16 protein-coding genes and 3 tRNA genes are annotated in these 23,098 nt (G+C 38.9%); 17 read left to right on the top strand and 2 right to left on the bottom strand.

Annotated features, from left to right (window positions below; translation table 11 throughout):
• Positions 1-31: 31 nt before the first annotated feature.
• The 12 genes from H8700_RS10425 to H8700_RS10370 all read left to right on the top strand — a co-directional run bounded on the left by H8700_RS10425 (position 32) and on the right by H8700_RS10370 (position 12,914).
• On the top strand, positions 32-1,885 hold the full coding sequence (locus H8700_RS10425; protein ID WP_249305575.1) for a right-handed parallel beta-helix repeat-containing protein: 1,854 nt from the start codon (positions 32-34) through the stop codon (positions 1,883-1,885).
• A 167-nt stretch (positions 1,886-2,052) separates the two neighbouring features.
• Entirely contained in the window at positions 2,053-4,470 is a 2,418-nt protein-coding gene (locus tag H8700_RS10420) for a hypothetical protein (protein ID WP_249305574.1), read from the top strand.
• Positions 4,471-4,568: 98 nt separating this feature from the next.
• Positions 4,569-5,882, top strand: coding sequence for an HlyC/CorC family transporter (locus tag H8700_RS10415; RefSeq protein ID WP_249305573.1), 1,314 nt, complete (start codon positions 4,569-4,571; stop codon positions 5,880-5,882).
• Positions 5,883-6,249: 367 nt separating this feature from the next.
• Positions 6,250-6,840: a zinc dependent phospholipase C family protein gene (locus H8700_RS10410; RefSeq protein WP_022140757.1), complete on the top strand. Its 591-nt coding sequence runs from the start codon at positions 6,250-6,252 to the stop codon at positions 6,838-6,840.
• A gap of 316 nt (positions 6,841-7,156) precedes the next feature.
• Entirely contained in the window at positions 7,157-7,927 is a 771-nt protein-coding gene (locus H8700_RS10405; RefSeq protein WP_249305572.1) for a metal ABC transporter ATP-binding protein, read from the top strand.
• 48 nt (positions 7,928-7,975) lie between these two features.
• A complete protein-coding gene (locus tag H8700_RS10400; protein WP_249305571.1) occupies positions 7,976-8,812 on the top strand; it encodes a metal ABC transporter permease in 837 nt (278 codons plus the stop codon).
• Between the two features lie 28 nt (positions 8,813-8,840).
• Positions 8,841-10,682 carry a bifunctional homocysteine S-methyltransferase/methylenetetrahydrofolate reductase gene (locus tag H8700_RS10395; protein WP_249305570.1) on the top strand — a complete coding sequence of 614 codons (1,842 nt, stop codon included), beginning with the start codon at positions 8,841-8,843 and terminating at the stop codon, positions 10,680-10,682.
• Positions 10,683-10,884: 202 nt separating this feature from the next.
• A tRNA-Gln gene (locus H8700_RS10390) sits at positions 10,885-10,956 on the top strand.
• Between the two features lie 36 nt (positions 10,957-10,992).
• A tRNA-Gln gene (locus tag H8700_RS10385) sits at positions 10,993-11,064 on the top strand.
• Between the two features lie 34 nt (positions 11,065-11,098).
• A tRNA-Pro gene (locus H8700_RS10380) sits at positions 11,099-11,172 on the top strand.
• A gap of 304 nt (positions 11,173-11,476) precedes the next feature.
• Positions 11,477-11,923 (top strand): GatB/YqeY domain-containing protein, encoded by a 447-nt coding sequence (locus H8700_RS10375; RefSeq protein WP_249305569.1) that lies wholly within the window; start codon positions 11,477-11,479, stop codon positions 11,921-11,923.
• 43 nt (positions 11,924-11,966) lie between these two features.
• Positions 11,967-12,914, top strand: a complete 948-nt coding sequence (locus H8700_RS10370; protein WP_249305568.1) for a glycosyltransferase family 2 protein — start codon at positions 11,967-11,969, stop codon at positions 12,912-12,914.
• 152 nt (positions 12,915-13,066) lie between these two features.
• On the opposite strand, the gene H8700_RS10365 is transcribed toward H8700_RS10370, so the two are convergent.
• On the bottom strand, positions 13,067-14,698 hold the full coding sequence (locus tag H8700_RS10365; RefSeq protein ID WP_249305567.1) for an ABC-F family ATP-binding cassette domain-containing protein: 1,632 nt from the start codon (positions 14,696-14,698) through the stop codon (positions 13,067-13,069).
• Positions 14,699-15,007: 309 nt separating this feature from the next.
• On the opposite strand from H8700_RS10365, the gene H8700_RS10360 reads away from it, so the two are divergent.
• The gene (locus H8700_RS10360; protein ID WP_249305566.1) at positions 15,008-17,029 is read left to right on the top strand and encodes an alpha-amylase family glycosyl hydrolase; all 2,022 of its coding nucleotides are present in this window, start codon (positions 15,008-15,010) and stop codon (positions 17,027-17,029) included.
• Between the two features lie 163 nt (positions 17,030-17,192).
• On the opposite strand, the gene H8700_RS10355 is transcribed toward H8700_RS10360, so the two are convergent.
• Positions 17,193-17,390, bottom strand: a complete 198-nt coding sequence (locus H8700_RS10355) for a hypothetical protein (RefSeq protein WP_022140765.1) — start codon at positions 17,388-17,390, stop codon at positions 17,193-17,195.
• Between the two features lie 140 nt (positions 17,391-17,530).
• On the opposite strand from H8700_RS10355, the gene H8700_RS10350 reads away from it, so the two are divergent.
• From H8700_RS10350 to H8700_RS10335, 4 genes are all read left to right on the top strand, one after another.
• Positions 17,531-18,022, top strand: a complete 492-nt coding sequence (locus tag H8700_RS10350; protein WP_249305565.1) for a DUF5721 family protein — start codon at positions 17,531-17,533, stop codon at positions 18,020-18,022.
• A gap of 430 nt (positions 18,023-18,452) precedes the next feature.
• Complete coding sequence (locus tag H8700_RS10345; RefSeq protein WP_249305564.1) at positions 18,453-20,204, top strand: ABC transporter ATP-binding protein; 1,752 nt, start codon at positions 18,453-18,455, stop codon at positions 20,202-20,204.
• Between the two features lie 4 nt (positions 20,205-20,208).
• Positions 20,209-22,143 (top strand): ABC transporter ATP-binding protein, encoded by a 1,935-nt coding sequence (locus tag H8700_RS10340; RefSeq protein ID WP_249305563.1) that lies wholly within the window; start codon positions 20,209-20,211, stop codon positions 22,141-22,143.
• 104 nt (positions 22,144-22,247) lie between these two features.
• Positions 22,248-23,093: a purine-nucleoside phosphorylase gene (locus H8700_RS10335; RefSeq protein ID WP_249305562.1), complete on the top strand. Its 846-nt coding sequence runs from the start codon at positions 22,248-22,250 to the stop codon at positions 23,091-23,093.
• The last annotated feature ends 5 nt before the right edge of the window (positions 23,094-23,098 follow it).

The following is a 23,098-nucleotide window of genomic DNA, read 5'->3' as shown; positions in this document are numbered from 1 at the left end:
TTTTTGCACACATGTCGGACAGGAGGAACAAATGATAGTTGATAATCTTACTAAATTTAATCAAAAGAAAAAGCTATGGATGACTCCTAAGCATCCAATGTATATCAGAAGTGTCGATTTTAAGATTTTATATGGTGCTGCAATCTTGATCCAGGCAGAAATTGACTCTTTTTCCAATCCCTTAAATAATTTTGAGCTGGAAAGACTTTTGGTATCCGGTCTTCATTTAGAACGTGAGCAGATGGCAAAAGTACTTTCTGTTGCAAAAGAGGAAGAAAAAGTATATGCTGCTTTACAAAAACAGCTTATATCAGAGAGGGAAAAATATCTGCTTTTGTTAGATATGATCAATGTCAGCCTATCAAAAGAAAAGCTTCCGGTAAAGGAAAAGGAGCATATTGAACAGGTCCGTAATCAATTGAAAGTTAATGGAAAATGTATGACATTGATCTATGAATTTTCTATAGCAGCAAACCGGGAAGATGTAACACGATGCAGAGAAATTTTGCATAGGATGCATTTGCAGGATATGGAACTGACTCCGCTGGATATGAAATATTATATTATGCGTTTGTGGGGGACTATGGACTGTACACAACAGATGCTTGTAGAAGCAAAAGAAGTGAGGATCGCAGAGCGTTGTCAGATATTAGAAGATCTTGTGCTGACAAAAGGAATGCGTCTGATCTTTGATCATTGCGAAGTGCGCATTCATGGAAATATCTTACTGGATGGAGGGGAATTGATCATTGAAGACAGCAAAGTAATCCGAAAAGGCGATTCTCATCGGGCATGTTTTAACATGAAGTCTGTCTATAGCAGAATTTTGATCGATCGAAGTGAGATGGATTGCCGGAATTTAGGAATGCTGGTACGTGCAGAAGCCGGAAACCTGTTGATCAGGGATTCTTTGATCTACCAGACAACAAGAGGAGCTGCAATCCGTTTTTGGGGTAATGCAGTAAAGATTGTGAATACTACTTTTTATAATTGCTATTCTCCGGAAGATGGGGGTGCGATCATGATCCGTACGCCAGAAGGAGAAGTAACGAAATGCCGTTTTCGCAATTGTGAAGCCAGACGCGGCGGTGCTGTGTTTGGTGTGGAGGGAAATAAGATTACACATTGTGTTTTTGAGGAATGCTGCGTGGCAGAATATGGAGCGGCTATTTTCTATCATGGATTTGTCCGGGCCAATATGCATCATCTTCGATATAAGAATTGTTGTCCGGAAGGAGCAGAAACTGTACAATATCTGGCACCAATGGCAACATTTCACATTACGGGAGAATATCATATTACGGTTTCAACAATTATAGATTGTCCTGTTATTGTGGAAACTGAAGGAAATCTTGTAATTGAAAATGCGAATATATATTTAAATTATTCCATCTGCTGCAGGGGCGGTTTACAGATGAAAAATGTACATATGATCAGCACACATTTAAAAGATACGGATATGATCATATTGGAACACAGCAGAAATTGCAGGATTCATCATTGTGAATTTAATGGAATGTGTAAAACCGGCGGGATTAGTGCATCCGGAAGCAGGATTATGATATCAAATTCACTTTTTCGTAACATGAGTGGTGGAAGAGCAATATATGATGCGTTTTCACCGGATATTAGAGAAACGATTTTTAATTATTGTGAAAAAGGTGCTGTATTTTGTCAAAATGGAGAGATCAAGCGTTGTGTGTTTGTGAATTGTCGTGCAAAAAATGGTGCAGGTGTATCCATGTATGGTACGAGAGGTGTGATAGAACAATGCAGCTTCAGAAGATGCATTGCCGATCACACAGGAGGAGCAGTAGACAGAATGCTCGGACAGCGTGTGATAAAATGCACTTGTGAAGATTGTAAACCAAATGATATATCGTAGAGACAAATTGTATGATTTTTTGGATCGTGCGAACCTGTATAGTTGCATGATATAAAAAAAGTTTGTATAAGATCGTGTCAGGTGATATATGTAAAAACAGGACAAGAGAAAAGGTTTTATTGGAAGCGTTCTGTCGAGAGTATACTATTATGTAAGGGAGAAAATATATGACAGGAAAATGGAAATGTGTTTGTGGATGGCTTTTGTGTATCTGTCTTTTGATTGGAATTATACCGACAGCTACGGTAAATGCGCAGGAAACGGCAGTAGCAGATTATGTAACGGTTCAGGACGAGACTTCTTTTATGAGAGCGTTGGCTCAGGGAAAAAATATCCTTGTCGATGGCAGAATTACGATAGGAAGTGAAGTAGAATCAAATGGTCAGATGCGTCCGGTGCAGATTCCGGGGGGAACTGTTATTACAGGAAATGGGACAGGCAGTATTACAAGCCGTTCACCGATTCAGATCGTCGGAGATGATGTACGGATTTCTGATATAGAATTGGTTTTTAGTTCCAGTAACAGCTTAAATAGTGTGCCGCATCGTGAGATCTTTTTAGCCGGGCATAGCCTGACTTTAGATAATGTCAGTACTTATCTGGAAGGCGCAGCAGGATCTCTTGGAGGTCTGGGCGGAACAGAAAAAGAATTGCTGCCATCTGTTTATGCCGGTGCATATTATGATACTTTCTGTGGAAATATGGCGAGACTGATCATAGAACATGCCAATAAAATGACTGTTTTTCAAAAGATAGAGCTGAGTCATGATGCAGTGAATGGGCAAAGAACAGGTTATAATGGGGAGGCATGGTTTCAGTCGGATGCAGCAGTTAAGATTCGTGAAGGAATTGCAGCACAAAGTAATGGTTTGGTAAATATTTCTTTCATTGGCGATGGAAGTGATGAATTAAGTCTGAGCTATGTGAAAGGAAATATAAACACAAAGATGTCGCTTCAGGGCTGTACGCTTTTTTGCAATCAGATAGAAAGTGTTTCACAGATTGTTTTAGAAGAAAACGGATGTTTACAGCCTGGAAGCCAAACACAGCAATTAGAAAATGTAACAATAAAGAAGGGCGGATGTCTGGATCTTTCTTCCATTTCCGGTGCGAAGATTGCAGGTAGTTTTACCGGTGGATCAAACGAAGCATATGGCATTTTAGTTCTTTCATCAAATGGTGGATTACAGATTGATGGCCAGATACAGGGGGTAACACAATTCCAGACAGGCAATCGAGTGATTTCAGGCGCATTGTATGATAAACATACATATATCCGTTCGGCATATGGAAAAGCCGGAAACTTTATTTTGTCACAAAAAGATATCAATAATAAGTATAGCCTGATCCATAAGGATGGAGGATGGACGGTATATCGTAATTATGTAGAGTCTGTCAGAGAAGTAGATGATCTGGAAGTTATATCGTGTCCGGAACAGGTAAATATGAATGAAATGACAGATCCCCAAGCAACAGCTTTGAAGCTGATCTGGAAAGATTCACAAGGTAAACGCTATGAAACAGATGAAGTGGAACAGGAACAGTTTTATGATGCGATGGTTGCAATCCGTTCTTCTTACTGGCAGTCAAATCAGGCAGAGGACCAAAAACAGACAGACTGGATCTGTCCAATTCATTTAGAAAGCGATGAAGAAGCACCGGATACTTACTACTTGGTATCTCATGGTGAAATGAAAGCCGGAGAATATACATTATTATTTTTTAAAGAGCCGTTAGAAGAAGAATTAGTAACGGTGGCAGATGTAAAAGCACAGAAGAGTAATATCTTAAAAGAAGTTATGATACGTTTTGTACAGGAATCGGAACAACCGGTTATTCCGACAAAAAAACCGGAGCAGACAGCTAAGCCAACAAAAGAGCCGGAACAGACTGCCAGCCCGACACAAAGCCCGGAAGCAAGCAGCAAACCGAGTGCAACACCGGCAGTAAGCAACAAACCGAGTGCGACACCGGAAGTAAGCAGCAAACCGAGTGCAACACCGGAAGTAAGCAGCAAACCAAGTGCAACACCGGAAGTAAGCAGTAAACCAAGTGCAACATCGGAAGTAAGCAGCAAACCAAGTGCGACACCGGAAGTAAGCAGCAAACCGAGTGCAACACCGGTAGTAACAGAAACGCCGGTAACACCGGAGAAACCAAATGCTACGATTATACCGACAGTAAAGCTGGAGCAGGCTGCCAGTCCGACACAAACTCCGTTAAAAAGCAATGTGCCAGGTCCGAAACCAACGGCTACAGTAAAAGCGGCTGTTACATCAAAGCATAAGCAAAAAGGCACGTTTTTTACTAAAGCAAGGGTTCGTAAGAAAGTTCTTTGGATTTATTGGAAGAAGCCGGCAAAGAAACCGGCAGGATATCAGATCATCTATGCAGCAAATGCTAAAATGAATAAGAAAAAGACGATTACAATAAAGAAAGGAACAATCGTTTCACGAAAACTGACAGTAAAGAAAAAAGGGAAGAAGTATTATTTTAAGATCAGAACATATCAAAAAATATCAATAGGGAAGAAAAAAAGAACTGTATATTCGGACTGGTCAAAGGTATATATTGTAAATACATAATACTTGCAAAAGGAAATTTTTTGTAAACTTGACAGCATGATAACGTCTATTGTACAATGATTCATGTTATACATTAAAATGATAGGAGTTGATTTTTTTTGGATTCAAGTGACGCCTGGAGGATAATTACGCTATTTATCCTATTGGTTCTCTCTGCTTTCTTTTCATCGGCAGAGACATGTCTTACCACAGTAAACAAAATGAGAATGAAATCTATGGCAGATGAAAAAGTGAAAAATGCCAGGATTGTTTTAAAATTGATCGAAAACCAGACAAAAATGTTAAGTGCTATATTGATCGGAAACAACATTGTGAACCTGACAGCATCTTCCTTAACAACTTCATTTGCTATTCAGATAGCACAAAAGTCAGGTTTTTCTGAAATGACAAGTATTATTACCGGAGCTGCAACTGGTATTTTAACGGTACTTATTTTGATTTTTGGAGAAATCGTTCCAAAGACATTGGCAACGATGAGTGCGGAAAGGCTGGCACTTACATATGCAAAACCGGTATATGCGGTTACTACGGTATTAGCTCCGGTTGCTTTTTTGATGAATCAGATTTCAAAAGGATTATTAATTATTCTTAGAATTGATACCAAAAAACAACCTGCTATTACAGAAAATGAACTTCGAACAATTGTCGATGTCAGTCACAAGGAAGGTGTCATTGAAAGTGAAGAACGTCAGATGATCACAAATGTGGTTGACTTTGGTGATTCTCTGGCAAAAGATGTTATGGTGCCTAAGATGGATGTTGCATTTGCTAATGTTAAGCTTTCTTATAATGAATTAGTAGAATGTTATTCTGTCGATAAATTTACAAGAATGCCGGTATATAGTGAAAGCCGTGATAATGTTGTAGGAATCATTAATCTGAAGGATCTGTTCTTTTATCAGGGATCAAAGAAAGATTTTTCTATCGCAGATGTTATGCGTGAACCTTACTTTACATATGAATATAAGAAGATTTCAGAATTGTTTTTTGAAATGAAGAAGAAGTCCATTCCTATGGCAATCGTATTAGATGAGTATGGATCAACTGCAGGTATGCTGACGATTGAAGATCTGATCGAGGAGATTGTTGGCGAGATCCGTGATGAATATGATGCCAATGAAGAAGATGAGATCACGAAGTTAGATGATGAAAATTATATTCTACTTGGTGTTGCAAAATTAGATGATATTGATAAAATATCAGGAATTAAGATTGAGTCTGAGGATTATGATTCGATTGCCGGTCATGTTATTAATCTGCTGGATCATTTTCCGCAGGCAGGTGAATCAGTCAGTGATCAGTTTGCCCGCTATACGGTATTAGAAGCAGAAAAAAATCATATTGATAAAGTTAAGCTTCATTTACTTCCTAAGCCAAAAGAAGAGGAAGAAGCCGCAGAGAATTCTATATAGTAATTTAAAGATCCAAGCGTAATACGCTTGCAGCACTTCGTGCTGTATTTGATTTTGTCACTCTTGATTTCTGCAATGGAAAGCAAAAGCAACCTTTCCTGTGTTGCAGATCTATAACGTAATATACGATTGAAAAAAAGCAAGTGTCAGTAAAACCGGCATTTGCTTTTTTGATGATAACTTTTTTAAGAATCTTATTTTAGAAAATAATAAAAGACAATATGTTAAAAAGAACAAGAAAAGTTGGCGAAAATTAAAAAAAGATGTGAAATTGTCAGAAAACTATTGCAAAATTCTAAAATAAGATGTACAATTAAAACATAAAAAGATAGCGACGAAAATCGTGTATATCAAGAAGGAGGCGGATATGCGTAAGAAATCCCATATTTCCTTAGCTTGGTATCTGATGAATAGTGAGGGAATGGAATCCATACAACGTCACAGAGGATTGTTCTACATTGGTAGTGTATTACCGGATTGCTTACCTAGTTTTATAGTAAGAAAACATACGATGGAAGATTCCTTTGGCGTAGTGGAGAAAGAACTCAGAAAGATGGTATCACATTATAACCCACGAGAGGGTTTGAATAGAAGATTTTTCATTCATTTAGGCGTGATTACACATTATATTTCTGATTACTTTACCTTTCCACATAACGTAAATTACAACGGAAAATTAAAAGATCATTGTATTTATGAGGAAGAATTAAAACATGCAATTCGTTCCTATGTAAAGAGTCCGGAGGCAGTAAGAAAGCGTTTAGGGGAAAGAGTTCACAGCCCGGAGATGATTTTAGCGTTTATCAAACGAATGTATCAGCTATACTCCCAGACGGAAAGCGGAGTTACTCGTGATTGCGAGTATATTGTGTGTTTGAATCATACAATAGTCGATGCGATATTGTTATTCTTTGAGAAAGGTTATAATCTATCTGCCTATGCATCGGTATCTTGTTAGGATATGGAAGGCAGTAGGTTTTATGAGGACTGAGCTGTACGGCGACAAGGAGCCATTTACAAAAGGTGTTTCCCTTTATGTAAATGGTTCCTTTTTTGTGCCGTATTATATTCAACAAAGAAAAGTCAAAAATAAAATTAAAAATGTCTGTTTATTTTGATAAGTGGTTAAAAAAGGGGGAGAGTAACTGGAAATGGTCATTGTTTGTGCTGGCTTTTTTGATATATAGTTCTTGACAAAGGGGAATGGAAAATATAAAATGAAAATTGTTTTCAAATTACGGTGAAAATGATAGGAAAGAAAGAGGATATATAAAATGCAAGAACAGGGAAAAGAAAGCTCGACAGATAGTCAGAATAAAAAAAAGGAAAACAATCTAAAAGAGAAAAAAGATCTGATATGCTGTCATGATGCAGGATTAGGATATGAAAACAAATCGATTATTGAACATTTTAATTTTGAAGTGCAATCAGGCGATTATGTCTGTGTGGTTGGAGAAAACGGTTCCGGGAAAAGTACATTATTAAAGACGATTTTGGGGTTGATCAAACAGGTAAGTGGTGAAGTAGTATTGAGCGATGATATTAAAAACGGTGCGATCGGTTATCTGCCCCAGCAGACACAGGTACAGCGGAACTTTCCTGCCAGCGTTATGGAAGTCGTGATGTCAGGATTTTTAAATCAGAAGAAAAGATTTACTTTTTATCGCAACGAAGACAAAAAGAGAGCAATCTACAATATGAAACGTTTAGGAATTGAGTCATTACAAAAAGCCTGTTATGGCAATCTGTCGGGTGGACAGCAGCAGCGTGTTCTTTTAGCAAGAGCATTATGTGCCGCAAGAGATATTTTAGTATTAGACGAGCCGGTAACGGGACTGGATCCAATGGCAGCAGCAGAATTGTATGATAACCTGCATAAACTTCATCAGGAAGGCATGGCAATTGTCATGGTTACACATGATCTGAAAAGTACTGTACATTGGGCAGATAAAATATTACATTTGAGCAATGGATCTTATTTCTTTGGCAGTGTACATGAATATATGGATTCTGACTTTTCGGATATCTTTAGTATTCATTCATAAGAAGAGTGTTTAAGATAGAAATGTTCATTTATACAGAAAGGAAGAAAAATGAGTTTTATAATAGAAATGTTTAGTTATCCCTTTATTGTAAGGGCATTTATTGTAGGCGTGCTGGTATCACTTTGTGCAGCACTTCTTGGTGTCAGCCTTGTATTAAAACAATATTCGATGATCGGAGATGGATTATCTCATGTATCATATGGTGCACTTTCAATCGCCTTAGCATGCAATGTTGCACCATTAAAGGTGTCGATACCGGTAGTGATTGCTGCCGCTTTTTTACTTTTGCGTATGACAGAAAAAGGTTTGATGAAATCGGATGCAGCGATTGCAGCAGTATCTGCATCGGCTCTGGCGATTGGTGTCAGTGTAACTTCTTTGACAACAGGCATGACAACCGATGTCAATAGTTATATGTTCGGAAGCATTTTAGCGATGACCAAGGATGATGTTATATTATGTGTCTTGCTTTCCTGTGTTGTCCTGGCACTTTTTATTGTATCATATCATAATATTTTTGCCGTGACCTTTGACGAAAATTTTGGAAAGGCAACCGGTGTAAAAGTTTCTTTTTATAACAGTATGATTGCAATTTTAACAGCCGTCACGATCGTTCTTGGTATGCAAATGATGGGAGCTATGCTGATTTCGAGTCTTTTGATCTTTCCTGCACTTACTTCCATGCGTTTGTTTAAGAGTTTTAAGGGCGTGATCGTAACATCAGCAGTTTTATCTGTTGTTTGCTTTACCATTGGTTTAGTGATATCATATCAATCAGCAATGCCTGCCGGTGCAAGTGTGGTACTTGCTAATCTAGGTGCATTTCTGGTCTTTTTCCTTCTACAGAAAGGAAAAGAATTATTAGGAATCCATCCGGCATCATAAGAAAAGACAAACAGATGGGAGAATATAAATGACAGTACAGGAGTATTTAAAAGAGAAACCATTGTTGTTTGACGGAGCAATGGGGACGTATTTAGTAGAAAAGCATCCGGAAACCGTAAAAAGAAATTGTGAATTTATGAATATAGAACATCCTGAATGGGTACAAAAGATCCATGAGAAATATTTAAAGGCCGGTGCTGTAGCGATCAAAACCAATACATTTTCAGCAAATACAGTTGTATTACAGCAGCCGGTTGAAAATGTAAAAGAAATGATAAAAAAAGGATATCAGATCGCTCAAAATGCGATCAAAGATTTTGCCGGAGAGCGTTTTATCTTTGCAGATATTGGTCCGGTTCCTGTCAATGAAGAGAGGGATCTTTTGGAAGCGTACAAAGAAATTGCAAATACCTTTCTGGAGTGTGGAGCCCAAAATTTTCTTTTTGAAACCATGGAGAGCAGAGAAGCCATTGAAGAAATTGCATCGTATATCAAAGAGAAAGCACCGGGAAGTTTTATCGCTGTATCTTTTGCGGCTTCGCCGGAAGGCTATACCCGAGGGGGTTTCTTTGTGAAAAAGCTTTTTTGGGATTTACAGCAGTCTGAAAGCATTGACGCACTAGGATTTAACTGTGTGTCAGGACCGAAACATCTGTTAGATCTTGTACAACGTCTAGATAAAAAGAAAATAAAAAAATATCTTACGATCATGCCAAATGCAGGATATCCTACTCTTTTAGGAAACAGAATGTACTATGAGCAAAGCTATACCTATTTTAGCAATAACATTGAAAAGCTGTTAGAAGAAGGCGTTGCAATGGTTGGAGGCTGTTGTGGTACACGTCCGAAAGATATCAAAGGTGTTGCGGAAATGATGCAGCAAAAGCAGGACCGGTTTGTAACATGGATTGAAAAAAGAGATCGGAAGCTTGTACAGGCAGCAGGATACAAAGAGGAATTAGAAAGCACACATATTGTTGCAAATAAAAATGAACATAATACATTTGCAAAGAAACTTTTTGCAGGAGAAAAAGTCATTGTCGTTGAGTTAGATCCGCCGATCGAACCGGATATTGATTTCTTTATGGAAGGTGCAGCACGTTATAAATACGCCGGGGTAGATGCGATTGATATCGCAGATTGTCCGATCGCAAAAGCCCGTATTGACAGCAGTATCTTAGCTTGCAAAGTGACAAGGGAATTAGGTCTGACTACAATACCGCATATGACTTGCCGTGATCGCAATATCAATGCGACAAAAGCTCTTTTGCTCGGACTTAACGTGGAAGGTGTCAATAATGTACTTACCGTAACAGGAGATCCTGTTCCGACAGCTATGAGAGATCAGGTCAAAACGATGTTCAGTTATAATTCTGCGATGTTAGCAAGACATATCCAGTCGCTGAATGAAGAGGTATTTGAAGAAAATCCATTTATGGTGTCAGGTGCATTAAATATCAATGCATTACAATTTGATTCGCAGATCCGTCATGCCAAAAAGAAAATAGAAAACGGTGTGTCAGTTTTGTTTACACAGCCGGTATTATCAGAGCGTGGATTTGCAAACCTGAAACGAGCAAGAGAAGAATTGGATGTAAAGATCTTAGGTGGTATCATGCCGGTTGTCAGTTATCGGAATGCTTGTTTTATGAATAATGAGATGGCGGGTATTGATGTACAGGATACGATCGTTTCAATGTATCAGGATAAGAATCGTGAAGAGGGAGAAGAACTGGCATATCGCATTTCGACTGCCATTATCGATAAGATTACCGATTATGTAGATGGTTATTACCTGATCACACCATTTAAACGTGTAGAACTTTTGCTTCGTATTATTCATTATGTGAAAAATAAAAATAACAGATAAGTGCAGTTAGGGATGAAGAAAAGTAAAGAGAAAATGTAAGATCATGTTTCATTTTTCTGTTATCATTGTAGTTATAAAAAGGCTAAATTAGCATTGTAAAAGTGAATTAAGCAAAAAAACAAAAAAAATCAAAAAAAAAGCTTGCTTTTTTTGAAAATCCATTATATAATGGTCAAGTGCTTGCGGGAAAGCAAGCAAATGATGGGCTATCGCCAAATGGTAAGGCACTGGACTCTGACTCCAGCATTTCAAGGTTCGAATCCTTGTAGCCCAGTTAAACCGGTTTTAACTGGTTTTGATTACATAATGATGGGCTATCGCCAAATGGTAAGGCACTGGACTCTGACTCCAGCATTTCAAGGTTCGAATCCTTGTAGCCCAGCTTTTGCACAGATAAAGATCTGTGCTTTTTCTTTCGGCGTGTGGCTCAGTTTGGTAGAGCGCGTCGTTCGGGACGACGAGGCCGCAGGTTCGAATCCTGTCACGCCGATATTTTTTAATCCTTGTGGATATGGATCTTTTATTATATAGGTTCATTTCATAAGGATTTTTTTATGGAATGGAAAAATCCTTATACGGTAGTAGAATATCAGCAGGAATTGTTAACGCAATTCTTGTAGTGTAAAGTGAATTTTGCAATTTTTTCTATAATAGGAACGTTTTCTTTCATAGACTTGTCAAATATCATCTGTTATAATAGAGACTGATATGCAGATCTGTGTCAGCGCTGTTATCGCAGACTCTGTATTGCAAAAAAAGAAAAAGAGTTTAAAGCAGCACAGAAAGGAATTAAGATGACAAAGATAGAATTTATCCGTGGGGAAATGATGGCAGCTATGAAAGCAAGAGATAAGAAGAGAAAGGATGTTTTGTCCATGCTTCTTACTGCACTGAAGAATAAAGCGATTGACAAGAGAGAAGATCTGACCACAGAAGAGGAAGACCAGATCATTTTAAAGCAGATCAAACAGACAAAAGAAACATTAGAGATGACTCCGGCAGATCGTACCGATATCATCGAAGAATGTGAATATACGATCAAAGTTCTTGAAGAGTATGCACCAAAGATGATGAGTGAAGATGAGATTACGGCGGTGATCAAAGAAGTGCTTTCAGGACTTGCAATCGAGACACCGACAGCAAAAGACAAAGGAAAGATAATGAAAGAACTGATGCCAAGAGTGAAAGGTAAGGCGGATGGTAAAGTGGTCAATCAGGTGCTTGCGTCTATGATGGAGTAAGATAAAGGGAAAAGAATGACAAAACAGGAAGGGAATAGAAAGCATGAAAACAGTATGGTTAGTAATACCATGTTATAATGAAAAAGAGGTGCTGCCGGAGACTTCAAAGCAATTAAAACAGATCATGCAGGATCTGATAAAGAAAGAAAAGATCAGCAGTGAGAGCCGTGTGGCATTTGTAAATGATGGATCAAAAGATACAACATGGAACATCATTTCACAATTGCATGAGGAAGATCCGATTTTTGTCGGTATTAACCTTGCACATAACAAAGGACATCAAAATGCATTGTTTGCCGGTTTGATGACCGCAAAAGAGTATGCAGATGCAGCAATTTCGCTTGATGCGGATCTACAGGATGATGTTGGTGCGATCGAAGAATTTATTGATAAGTTCAATGAAGGAAAGGACATTGTATACGGAGTACGTTCGGCAAGAACAACCGATACAAAGTTCAAAAGAGGCACAGCACATGCATTTTATAAACTGATGAAGATGATGGGAGCAGATACGATAGAAGATCATGCTGACTATCGCTTGATGAGTAAAAGAGCATTAGACGCATTATCGGAATATGAAGAAGTGAATCTTTTCCTGCGTGGCATGGTTCCGATGATCGGTTTCGAGACAGATGTGGTATATTATCAGAGACATGAGCGCTTTGCCGGAGAATCAAAATATCCATTAGGTAAAATGCTTTCGTTTGCGGTAGAAGGAATTACTTCTTTTAGTACAAAACCGATCCGTATGATCACCGGTCTTGGCTTTTTTATTTTCAGTGTCAGCATTGCTTTATTGATCTATTTCCTGATCGTATGGGCATTAGGATATACTGTGACCGGATGGACAACGATTGTTATTTCTGTATGGGGAATTGGCGGATTACAACTTCTTGCATTAGGTGTAATCGGTGAATACATAGGAAAAACCTATCTGGAAGTAAAGAAACGTCCACGTTATAAGATCGAGAGTATTCTTTATACAAAATAGAAAATACAAAGATATGACCGTTTTTACATCACTATGGATAAAAAGTGAAAAACTGCAGTAGAACAATAGGAAAAAGAAACGTCCTGTTATTGTCAGTCAGTATTCAGATTGACAATAACAGGACGTTTTTGACTGAAAAATGAAAGTAATGCTTAATCATCTTCTTCTGCAGATACAGAAAGAATCTGTCTCTTACGTGCCATTTCATCGCTATCTAAGTATTCATCATAAGTAGAGATCTTATCGATCAGACCACCCGGTGTGATCTCCATGATACGGTTCGCAATTGTCTGGATAAACTGGTGATCCTGTGAGGTGAACAGTACAACACCGTTAAATTTGATCAAACCATTATTTAAAGCAGTGATCGATTCCATATCCAGATGGGGAGTCGGTTCATCCATGATCAGGACATTGGATGCCAAGATCATCATTTTTGAGAGCATAACACGTACACGTTCACCACCGGATAATACATTAACTTTTTTGATTCCGTCTTCGCCAGGGAAAAGCATTCTTCCAAGGAAGCCTCTGACATAGGTCGGATCTTTTTCGGGTGAGAATGGCATCAGCCAGTCAACGATCGTTTCATCACGATTGAAAAGCTCGGTATTGTCCTTTGGAAAATATGACTGGCTTGTTGTAACACCCCATTTGTAAGTTCCTTCATCCGGTTCCATTTCGCCGGCAAGGATCTGGAAGAGTGTTGTAGCGGCAATTGTATTGCTTCCGACAAAAGCAACTTTATCTTCTCTGTTAATAATAAAAGAAATATCATCTAATACTTTGACTCCATCGATCGTTTTAGAAAGATGTTCTACGGTAAGTACCTCATTTCCAATCTCACGTTCCGGACGGAAATCAATATATGGATATTTACGGCTGGATGGTTTGATATCATCCAGTTCGATCTTTTCTAATGCACGTTTACGGGATGTAGCCTGCTTTGATTTCGAAGCATTTGCGCTAAATCGCTGGATAAAGTCCTGCAATTCTTTAATCTTTTCTTCTTTCTTTTTGTTTGCTTCTTTCATCTGTTTTAACATCAACTGGCTTGACTCATACCAGAAGTCATAGTTGCCGGCATAAAGCTGAATCTTGGCATAGTCGATATCAGCAGTATGGGTACAGACTTTATTTAAAAAATAACGGTCATGGGATACAACAATGACTGTGTTTTCAAAGTTGATCAAAAACTCTTCTAACCAGCGGATCGCATCAAGATCCAAATGGTTGGTCGGCTCGTCGAGTAACAGGATATCGGGATTGCCGAAAAGTGCCTGGGCAAGCAGGATCTTAACCTTATCGCTGGCAGGAAGCTCACTCATCATCTGGTAATGAATCTCTGTCGGAATACCAAGACCATTTAACAGCATGGCAGCATTGGATTCAGCTTCCCATCCGTCCATATTAGCAAACTCTGCTTCTAATTCACTGGCTTTGATACCGTCTTCTTCTGTAAAATCCTCTTTGGCATAGATCGCATCTTTTTCTTTCATGATTTCATAAAGACGTTCGTTTCCCATGATAACGGTATCCATAACAGAATAAGCGTCATACTGGAAATGATCCTGTCGTAAGAAAGAAAGACGCTGTCCCGGAGTGATAATGACTTCTCCTTTGGTCGGTTCGATCTCTCCTGTCAGGATTTTTAAAAAAGTTGACTTACCGGCACCGTTTGCACCGATCAGACCATAGCAATTTCCTTCCGTGAACTTAATATTTACGTCTTCAAAAAGTGCTTTTTTGCCAAGACGCAATGTAATATTACTTGCTTGAATCATATTAACCTCATTTCTATCATTATATTTTGCGTTCCATTTTCTCATATCCTATAAAATCGCAGATCGATAGGATATAAGCATACATAATCTATTGTACAGAAAATTACAGATTTTGCAAGAAATATTTTGACATTCGAAAGATAAGTGTAGTAAAATAAAAATAGTATGCTGTAATATATCGGATCCGACAGAAAAAAGCATTCGATCATGCTTTTTTTCTCTTTCAAAAAGAAATGCAACATACATAACAGGGGACAAGGATGCTTAGAGATAAAGGATATATTTCTAAGCGTGGAAATGAGGATAAACATGAGCATAGATAAAAAGATACTGTCAACGATGCAAGAGGAGAACGATATGACGCAAAAAGAAGCAGGCAGCACAGGAAAAAGACATTTGCATTCGACTCTTTTTTCCGTATCAGCAGGCAGAGTTCTGACTCTGGGGGTGACGCAGGTAGAAGATGGGGTGCAATTTGCCGTCTATCTTCCTGATCATCAGGAACGCTATTTAAAGTTATATAAGAAAGGAAGAAAAAAGCCGGATTTTGAAATTCTATTGACAGAAGAATTTCAAGTAGGCGGAATTTATCTGATCACATTAGAAAAGAAAGCACGAAAAAGCAAAGACGACAGAGCCGTAGAGGAGATTCTGACGCAGGAATACGAATATATGTATGAAGCGGATGGAAAAGAATTTGTCGATCCTTATGCTGTCTTTATAACAGGAAGAGAAAGCTGGGGAAAAAGAAGACCGGTTCCTGTCCGTGGCGGGATCTGTCTGGAAACGTTTGACTGGGAGGACGATATCTGTCCACAGATTCCTTACAATGACATGATCCTGTATCAGATGCATATGAGGGGATTCACAAAGCACAGTTCTTCAAAAGTAGAGCATAAAGGGACATTTCGTGGTCTGATCGAAAAGATTCCCTATCTGAAAGAATTAGGGATCAACGGAGTGATGCTGCTTCCGGTTTATGAATTTGATGAGATCCGCAACCGGCAGCAGGATTATCAAATACCTGCCGATACGATGCCAAAAGCAGAAGAGAAGACAGTATTGCTAAATTACTGGGGATATGGTACGAAAAATACCTATTATTTCGCTCCAAAAGTTTCTTATGCCAGTGATAAGACAAGACCATCCATGGAATTTAAAGAAATGGTCAAAGCATTGCATGCAAACGGCATAGAAATCATCATGGATATTTATTTTACACCGGGAACAAATTTGTTTCTAATGACAGATTGTCTCAGAAACTGGGTAATGCAATATCACGTCGATGGTTTTCGTGTCAATCAGGAAGTAATGCCATCGCTGACACTTGCTTCGGATCCGGTTCTATCGGGTGTGAAAATATTTGGAAATTACTGGGATGTAGCGGCTCTTTCCCAAGCCGGTATCTCAAGCCGCAAGAACACATTAGCAGAATATAATGAAGGATTTTTATGCAATGTCCGACGCTTCTTAAAAGGAGATGAGGGCATGGTAGAAAAGGTCGTACATTCTTTTGCAAGAAATGAAAGTGCTTATTCGGTGGTCAATTTCATTACCCATGTCAATGGCTTTACGTTAATGGATCTGGTATCATATGATATCAAGCATAACGAAAGCAATGGAGAAGGTAACCGGGATGGTGCAGAGATCAATTATAGTTGGAACTGTGGTGTGGAAGGAAAGACCAGAAAGCGGACGGTTATGGATCGTCGTATGACACAGATCAGGAATGCCTTTTTGATGCTTCTGACAAGTCAGGGGACGCCGATGATCCTTGCCGGAGATGAATTTGGCAATACGCAGATGGGAAATAATAATGCCTATTGCCATGATGATGAAGTGACCTGGCTGAACTGGAATAAGACCAAAAGATCGGAAAGTATTTTTACTTTTGTAAAAAATATGATCGCGATGCGTAAAAGTTTTCGTGTCTTTCGACAGGATCATCCGTTACAGATGATGGATACGCTTTCCTGTGGTATGCCGGATCTGTCTATGCATGGAGTACAGGCATGGAGACCGGATTATTCGAATTACAGCAGAATGCTTGGTATGCTTTATTATGGAGCATATACTGCTGAGTGGGATGGTCGTTCGGTATATCTGATCTATAATATGTATTGGGAATCGAAATCCTTTGATCTGCCGGATCTGCCAACCAATGGAAGCTGGAAAGTGATGGTAGATACCTATGACAATACCTTTGATGCATCTCTGCTTTCCGTTCCGAAAACGGCTGCAGAAAAAAAGAGAAAGAAGAAAGCAGAACCGTATATTTCAAGAAAAACAGTAGTTGCTCCAAGATCGATCGTTATATTTGTGGAAGTATAATGGGGATAGAAATATAGCAATAGTATGTAGGCTGCCTTTTGGCAGCCTCATGCAGCTTTTATGCATGATCCGTATCGGAATATCCTATCGCAAAGATCAGATCGGATCATGGATACAGGATATTCCAAAGCCGGGATATTGGCGAAAAGAATCTTAGATGCATTTATGACATCAGATCATGGTTTTCGGCAATTTCCTTGTAAAGATGAAGGGTACAGACTTCATCCGGCTCATAATGCGTACAATTCTTACATGTTACATTGTCACCGGCTGTTGAGTTTGTACAATGACATTCACCGTTTGGTGCATACTGTGTACAGCGTTCTGCGACTTTTTTCATTGTTTTTGCATCTTTTTTCATGGTTTCCTCCATTCTGCACAATGTGCTTTTTCATAGTATATATAGAAGACAGCGTGTTTGCTCTAAAAGGAATTGATGGATAGTCAATCTCGATTTAGACACGATGTCGTGATAGTAGTATGCTCAAAAAAGGAGAATTTATGATCGTTTTTAAAATTTTAGATACAAAAGATATGATGTCACATTTGTTATTGAAAGAAACCTTTGACAACTGGTTTTTAGTAGAAGCACAGGTGACAACATTTGCCCGTCTTGGCATAGCAGGCAGGAGAAATAGAAACTGGTATGATCAGGAAAACGATCAGACAGATCTGATCGGCTGGGGAGAAATGCGACCGTTCTTGTTTCAATATATTCGTGGGAAAAGATCACCGGAAGCATTTACATTTTCTTTAAAATTGTCAGAAATGGCAGCAAAAAACTGGATAAGAGAAGAAGGTCTGTATCAAAGGCTTCATGATAAAAAAGTGGAACTTTTGTTGCAATTTAGATATGAAAAGGATAGTTTATATTTGGTCACAGGAATTTCACAATTAGAATTTACAATGGATAAACGCGACGAAAATTCGTGGGATCTTCTTGTACCGCAAATTTTAAAAGCACTAAAAATTTCATTTGATAAAAATGTCTAATATATAATCAGCCATTTGCAAAACAAATCCCTGTGTTATAACAAATGTCCTAACAACAAAATGTTAAAATGCGTCACATCTTAATGGATCAGATTGTGTTTCTATTTCTTTTTATTTTGGGATAGACACGGCAGCTGATTAGAATTTTTGATTTTTAATCTTTTTTGCTTATTGGGCGCGGGTCATAACTATAGGGGCGACTCAGACCGGTCCTGCCCCTATATCAGATGAGAGCGCCCATAATCAGAGCAAAAAAGAAAAAAATCTTAAAAATTCTTATCAGATGAAACAGTGCTTCCCAAATGAAAAGAAATAGAAACACAATTCAAAAGTATGAATATGACGCATTCCTTTTTTGATGTAAGGTGGTTTCAGGGGCATTTTGATTTGCAAATGGCTGTCAAATACATAATAGAAAAGAGGTAATTGTATGTTAAAAACGCTTGGAGCGCAAGTCAAAGAATACAAAAAAGATTCTTTGCTAACGCCTGTTTTTATGATTCTGGAAGTTTTATTTGAGACTATTATCCCTTTGATGATGGCATCGATCATTGATGATGGTGTAAAAAAAGGAGATATGCGTCACATATATCTGGTAGGCGGCTGTATGGTCATTACGGCATTATTAGGTTTACTGACAGGTATTCTTGGCGGTAAATATGGAGCCAGTGCGTCAACAGGCTTTGCCAAAAATATCCGAAAAGCAATGTATGATAATATCCAGACATTCAGTTTTTCAAATATTGATAAGTTTAGTACGTCTGGTCTTGTTACCAGAATGACAACCGATGTGACAAACTTGCAAAATGCCTATCAGATGATCCTTCGTATGTGTATGCGTGCACCTGCGAGTCTGATCTGTGCAATGGCAATGGCATTTTATGTTAATGCAAAAGTGGCAAGTGTCTATCTGATCGCAGTTATTTTACTTGGTATTATTCTATTCTCGATTATTAAAGTAACGATGAATTACTTTGATAAAGTGTTCAAACGTTATGATAAATTAAATGAGAGTGTGCAGGAAAATGTATCAGCGATTCGTGTTGTCAAAGCCTATGCAAGAGAAGAGTATGAACAGGAAAAGTTTTCTACGGCAAGTAACAACATTTATAAAATGTTTGTCAAGGCAGAAAGTCTGATTGCTTTGAATAATCCGATCATGCAATTTACGGTATATAGCTGTATTTTGTTGATCAGTTGGTTAGGTGCGAATATGATCGTTGGTTCAGCCATGACAACCGGTGAATTAACTTCGCTGCTTGCTTATTGTATGAACATTTTAATGAGTCTGATGATGCTTTCGATGGTATTTGTTATGATCACATTAAGTATCGCAAGCGCAGAGCGTGTTACGGAAGTTCTGAATGAAAAAGCAGATATTTGCAATCCCGAAAATCCGGTTATGGAAGTAAAAGACGGATCGGTTGTATTTGATCATGTGGATTTCCGTTATAAAAAAGATGCACCGGATTATGCATTAAAGGGGATTGACCTGTCAATCCGTTCGGGTGAAACGATCGGTATCATCGGTGGAACCGGAAGTTCAAAATCCAGTCTTGTCAATCTGATCAGCCGTTTATATGATGTAGAAAACGGAAGTGTGCTTGTTGGCGGAAAAGATGTCAGGGAATATGATTTGGAAGTACTTCGTAATGAAGTGGCTGTTGTGTTGCAAAAAAATGTACTTTTTAGCGGTACGATCTTAGATAATCTTCGCTGGGGAGATAAGGAAGCAACAAAAGAAGAATGCATTCGTGCATGCAAATTAGCTTGTGCTGATGAGTTCATCCAAAAACTTCCGAATGGATATGAGACATATATTGAACAGGGTGGTACAAACGTATCAGGCGGTCAGAAGCAGCGTATCTGTATTGCAAGAGCCTTATTAAAGAAACCAAAGATTTTAATCCTTGATGATTCTACAAGTGCTGTCGATACGGCTACGGATGCCAAGATCCGTAAAGCTTTTGCCGAAGAAATTCCGGGAACAACAAAGATCATTATTGCGCAGAGAATTTCGAGTGTATCAGGCTGTGACCGTATTATCGTTATGGAAGACGGTCAGGTGGACGGCTTTGATACCCATAAGAATCTGATTGAAAACAATCAGATCTATCGTGAAGTATATGAGTCACAGACAGGTGGCGGCAGCGGTGACTTTGATGAAGAAGGAAAGGAGTGATTGGATGGCAGAAAAAAAGTTTGAAAAAGGAAAAGAGAAAAAAGGATTAATGATGCCGGGGAAAAAAATTGAACATCCGGGGAAATTATTTGTCCGTCTGATGAAATATGTGTTAAAGAATTATACATTTTCCAGCGTTGTCGTTGTTGTCTGCATTATTGTCAGTGTTTTGGCAAATGTGCAGGGAACGATGTTTATCCGGTCTTTGATCGATGATTTTATTGAACCGATGTTAAAAACGTCTAAAACTGACTTCGGACCATTGGCACATAAGATCCTTCAGATTGCATGTTTTTATCTGATCGGTGTAGCAGCATCATATATTTATAACCGTGTAATGGTCAATGTGACACAGGGAACGCTTCGTAACCTGCGAAATGATATGTTCCATAAGATGGAACTGCTTCCAATCCGTTATTTCGATACGCATTCCCATGGTGATATTATGTCTATGTATACAAATGATATTGATACATTGCGTCAGATGATCAGCCAGAGTATTCCACAGACGATCAATAGCGCGATCACGATCGTCAGTGTTTTTGTCTGCATGGTTGTCCTGAGTATTCCACTTACGGTTGTTACACTTCTGATGGTTGGCATTTCGATCTTTATGACAAAGAAGTTAGCAGGGCTTAGTGGAAGATATTTTGCGGCACAGCAAAGAGATATTGGTTCTGTCAATGGATTTATTGAAGAGATGATGAGTGGTCAGAAGGTAGTAAAAGTCTTTTGCCATGAAGAAGAAGCGATCGAAGAGTTTGATAAAAGAAATGAAAAGCTTTTTGACAGTGCAAACAACGCGAATAAGTTTGCTAATATATTAATGCCGATCAATGCACAGATCGGAAATGTCAGCTATGTGCTTTGTGCGATCGTTGGTGGTCTTATGGCGTTAAAAGGCGGTTTTTCTTTGACAATCGGTAAGCTGGTAAGTTTCCTGACTTTTAATAAATCATTTAATATGCCGATCAACCAGATCAGCCAGCAGATCAATGCGATCGTTATGGCACTTGCCGGAGCAGAGCGAATCTTTGCTCTCTTGGATGAAGAACCGGAAGCGGATGGCGGATATGTGGAACTGGTCAATGCAAAGGAAAGTGAAGACGGAACGATCATAGAATCCCAAGAACGTACCGGACTTTGGGCATGGAAGCATTTCCATCAGGAAGACGGAACGACAACATACCGAAAGTTACAGGGGAAAGTTATCTTTGACCATGTGGATTTCGGTTACAATGAAGATAAGATCATTTTGCATGATATTGAAATGTATGCACAGCCGGGACAAAAGATTGCATTTGTAGGAGCAACCGGTGCCGGTAAGACGACGATCACAAATCTGATCAACCGTTTCTATGATATTCAGGACGGTAAGATCCGATATGATGATATCAATGTCAATAAGATCAAGAAAAAAGATTTACGACTGTCTCTTGGAGTTGTTTTACAGGATACGCATCTGTTTACAGGAACAGTAGCAGACAATATCCGTTATGGTAAGTTAGATGCGACAGACGAAGAAGTCATAGCAGCAGCAAAGCTTGCGAATGCACACAGCTTTATCAAACGTCTGCCAAATGGTTATGATACGGTATTGACCGGAGATGGTGCAAGTTTAAGTCAGGGTCAAAGACAGCTTCTTGCGATAGCAAGAGCAGCGATCGCGGATCCTCCGGCATTGATCTTAGATGAAGCAACCAGCTCGATCGATACAAGAACAGAGCGCCTGGTACAGGAAGGTATGGACCGCCTGATGAAAGGAAGAACTACTTTTGTCATTGCTCACCGTCTGTCAACAGTCCGTAACAGTGATTGTATCATGGTTCTTGAAGACGGAAGAATTATTGAACGAGGAACGCATGATGAACTGATCGATAAGCAGGGCAAATATTACCAGTTATATACCGGTAAGATCAGTAATGACCTTGCAGGATAAAAGAGTAAAATTGCAAAAGCAATTCTTATGGTGCAACGTGCTGACGTTGCACCTTTTTTATGTTAAAATAAGAGTATCTTATTTTATGGGAAGGTGGTTTTATTATGGATCAGAGATATCAGAAATTAATGGATTGTTACGCTTGCTTTCAAAAGAAGATTTCTTTTGTGCCACAGGTAGCACTTGTACTGGGTTCAGGACTTGGAGATTATGCAAATGATATTAAAGTTGTGGCAGAACTGGATTATAAAGAGATTGATGGATTTCCGACATCGACGGTACAGGGACATGAAGGAAAGTATATTTTTGGTTATGTGGGAACAGTTCCTGTGGTATGTATGAAAGGACGTGTGCATTATTACGAGGGATATGATATAAGTGATGTTGTTTTACCAATCCGTCTGATGAAACTGATGGGAGCAAAAGTGCTTTTTTTAACCAATGCATCGGGCGGGATCAATACGGAATTTCGTGCCGGTGACCTGATGCTGATACAGGATCAGATATCTGATTTTGTACCTTCTCCATTGATCGGAGCAAATATGGAAGAGCTTGGAACACGTTTCCCTGATATGAGCGAGATCTATGATAAGAAATTACAGGAGATCATAAAAAAGACGGCAGCGGTCAATGACATTCCATTGGAACAGGGCGTTTATATCCAGCTTACCGGACCGAACTTTGAATCACCGGCAGAAGTGCGTATGTGCCGTATCCTTGGTGCCGATGCAGTTGGAATGAGTACCGCTTGTGAAGCAGTAGCGGCAAACCATATGAGAATGCATATCTGTGGCATTTCGTGTATTGCAAATATGGCATGCGGCATTACCCCAAATCCATTGACTCATAAAGAAGTACAGGAGGCAGCAGACCGTGTTGCACCACGTTTTAAGAAGTTAGTGACTAAGAGTATTATAAATATTGCAAAAGAAATTCCTTTAGATGAGTAGGAGGG

The organism is Jutongia hominis (assembly GCF_014384965.1).
Classification (GTDB): domain Bacteria; phylum Bacillota; class Clostridia; order Lachnospirales; family Lachnospiraceae; genus Butyribacter; species Butyribacter hominis.
Note: the sequence above shows the minus strand (reverse complement) of the source record. Positions and strands in the feature narration are given on the sequence as shown.

Excerpts from the sequence above, each read along its gene's own strand:
- H8700_RS10425 (WP_249305575.1), top strand. The coding sequence starts at position 32 with ATGATAGTTGATAATCTTACTAAATTTAATCAAAAGAAAAAGCTATGG.
- H8700_RS10420 (WP_249305574.1), top strand. The coding sequence starts at position 2,053 with ATGACAGGAAAATGGAAATGTGTTTGTGGATGGCTTTTGTGTATCTGT.
- H8700_RS10410 (WP_022140757.1), top strand. The coding sequence starts at position 6,250 with ATGCGTAAGAAATCCCATATTTCCTTAGCTTGGTATCTGATGAATAGT.
- H8700_RS10405 (WP_249305572.1), top strand. The coding sequence starts at position 7,157 with ATGCAAGAACAGGGAAAAGAAAGCTCGACAGATAGTCAGAATAAAAAA.
- H8700_RS10400 (WP_249305571.1), top strand. The coding sequence starts at position 7,976 with ATGAGTTTTATAATAGAAATGTTTAGTTATCCCTTTATTGTAAGGGCA.
- H8700_RS10395 (WP_249305570.1), top strand. The coding sequence starts at position 8,841 with ATGACAGTACAGGAGTATTTAAAAGAGAAACCATTGTTGTTTGACGGA.
- H8700_RS10375 (WP_249305569.1), top strand. The coding sequence starts at position 11,477 with ATGACAAAGATAGAATTTATCCGTGGGGAAATGATGGCAGCTATGAAA.
- H8700_RS10370 (WP_249305568.1), top strand. The coding sequence starts at position 11,967 with ATGAAAACAGTATGGTTAGTAATACCATGTTATAATGAAAAAGAGGTG.
- H8700_RS10365 (WP_249305567.1), bottom strand. The coding sequence starts at position 14,698 with ATGATTCAAGCAAGTAATATTACATTGCGTCTTGGCAAAAAAGCACTT.
- H8700_RS10360 (WP_249305566.1), top strand. The coding sequence starts at position 15,008 with ATGAGCATAGATAAAAAGATACTGTCAACGATGCAAGAGGAGAACGAT.
- H8700_RS10355 (WP_022140765.1), bottom strand. The coding sequence starts at position 17,390 with ATGAAAAAAGATGCAAAAACAATGAAAAAAGTCGCAGAACGCTGTACA.
- H8700_RS10350 (WP_249305565.1), top strand. The coding sequence starts at position 17,531 with ATGATCGTTTTTAAAATTTTAGATACAAAAGATATGATGTCACATTTG.
- H8700_RS10345 (WP_249305564.1), top strand. The coding sequence starts at position 18,453 with ATGTTAAAAACGCTTGGAGCGCAAGTCAAAGAATACAAAAAAGATTCT.
- H8700_RS10340 (WP_249305563.1), top strand. The coding sequence starts at position 20,209 with ATGGCAGAAAAAAAGTTTGAAAAAGGAAAAGAGAAAAAAGGATTAATG.
- H8700_RS10335 (WP_249305562.1), top strand. The coding sequence starts at position 22,248 with ATGGATCAGAGATATCAGAAATTAATGGATTGTTACGCTTGCTTTCAA.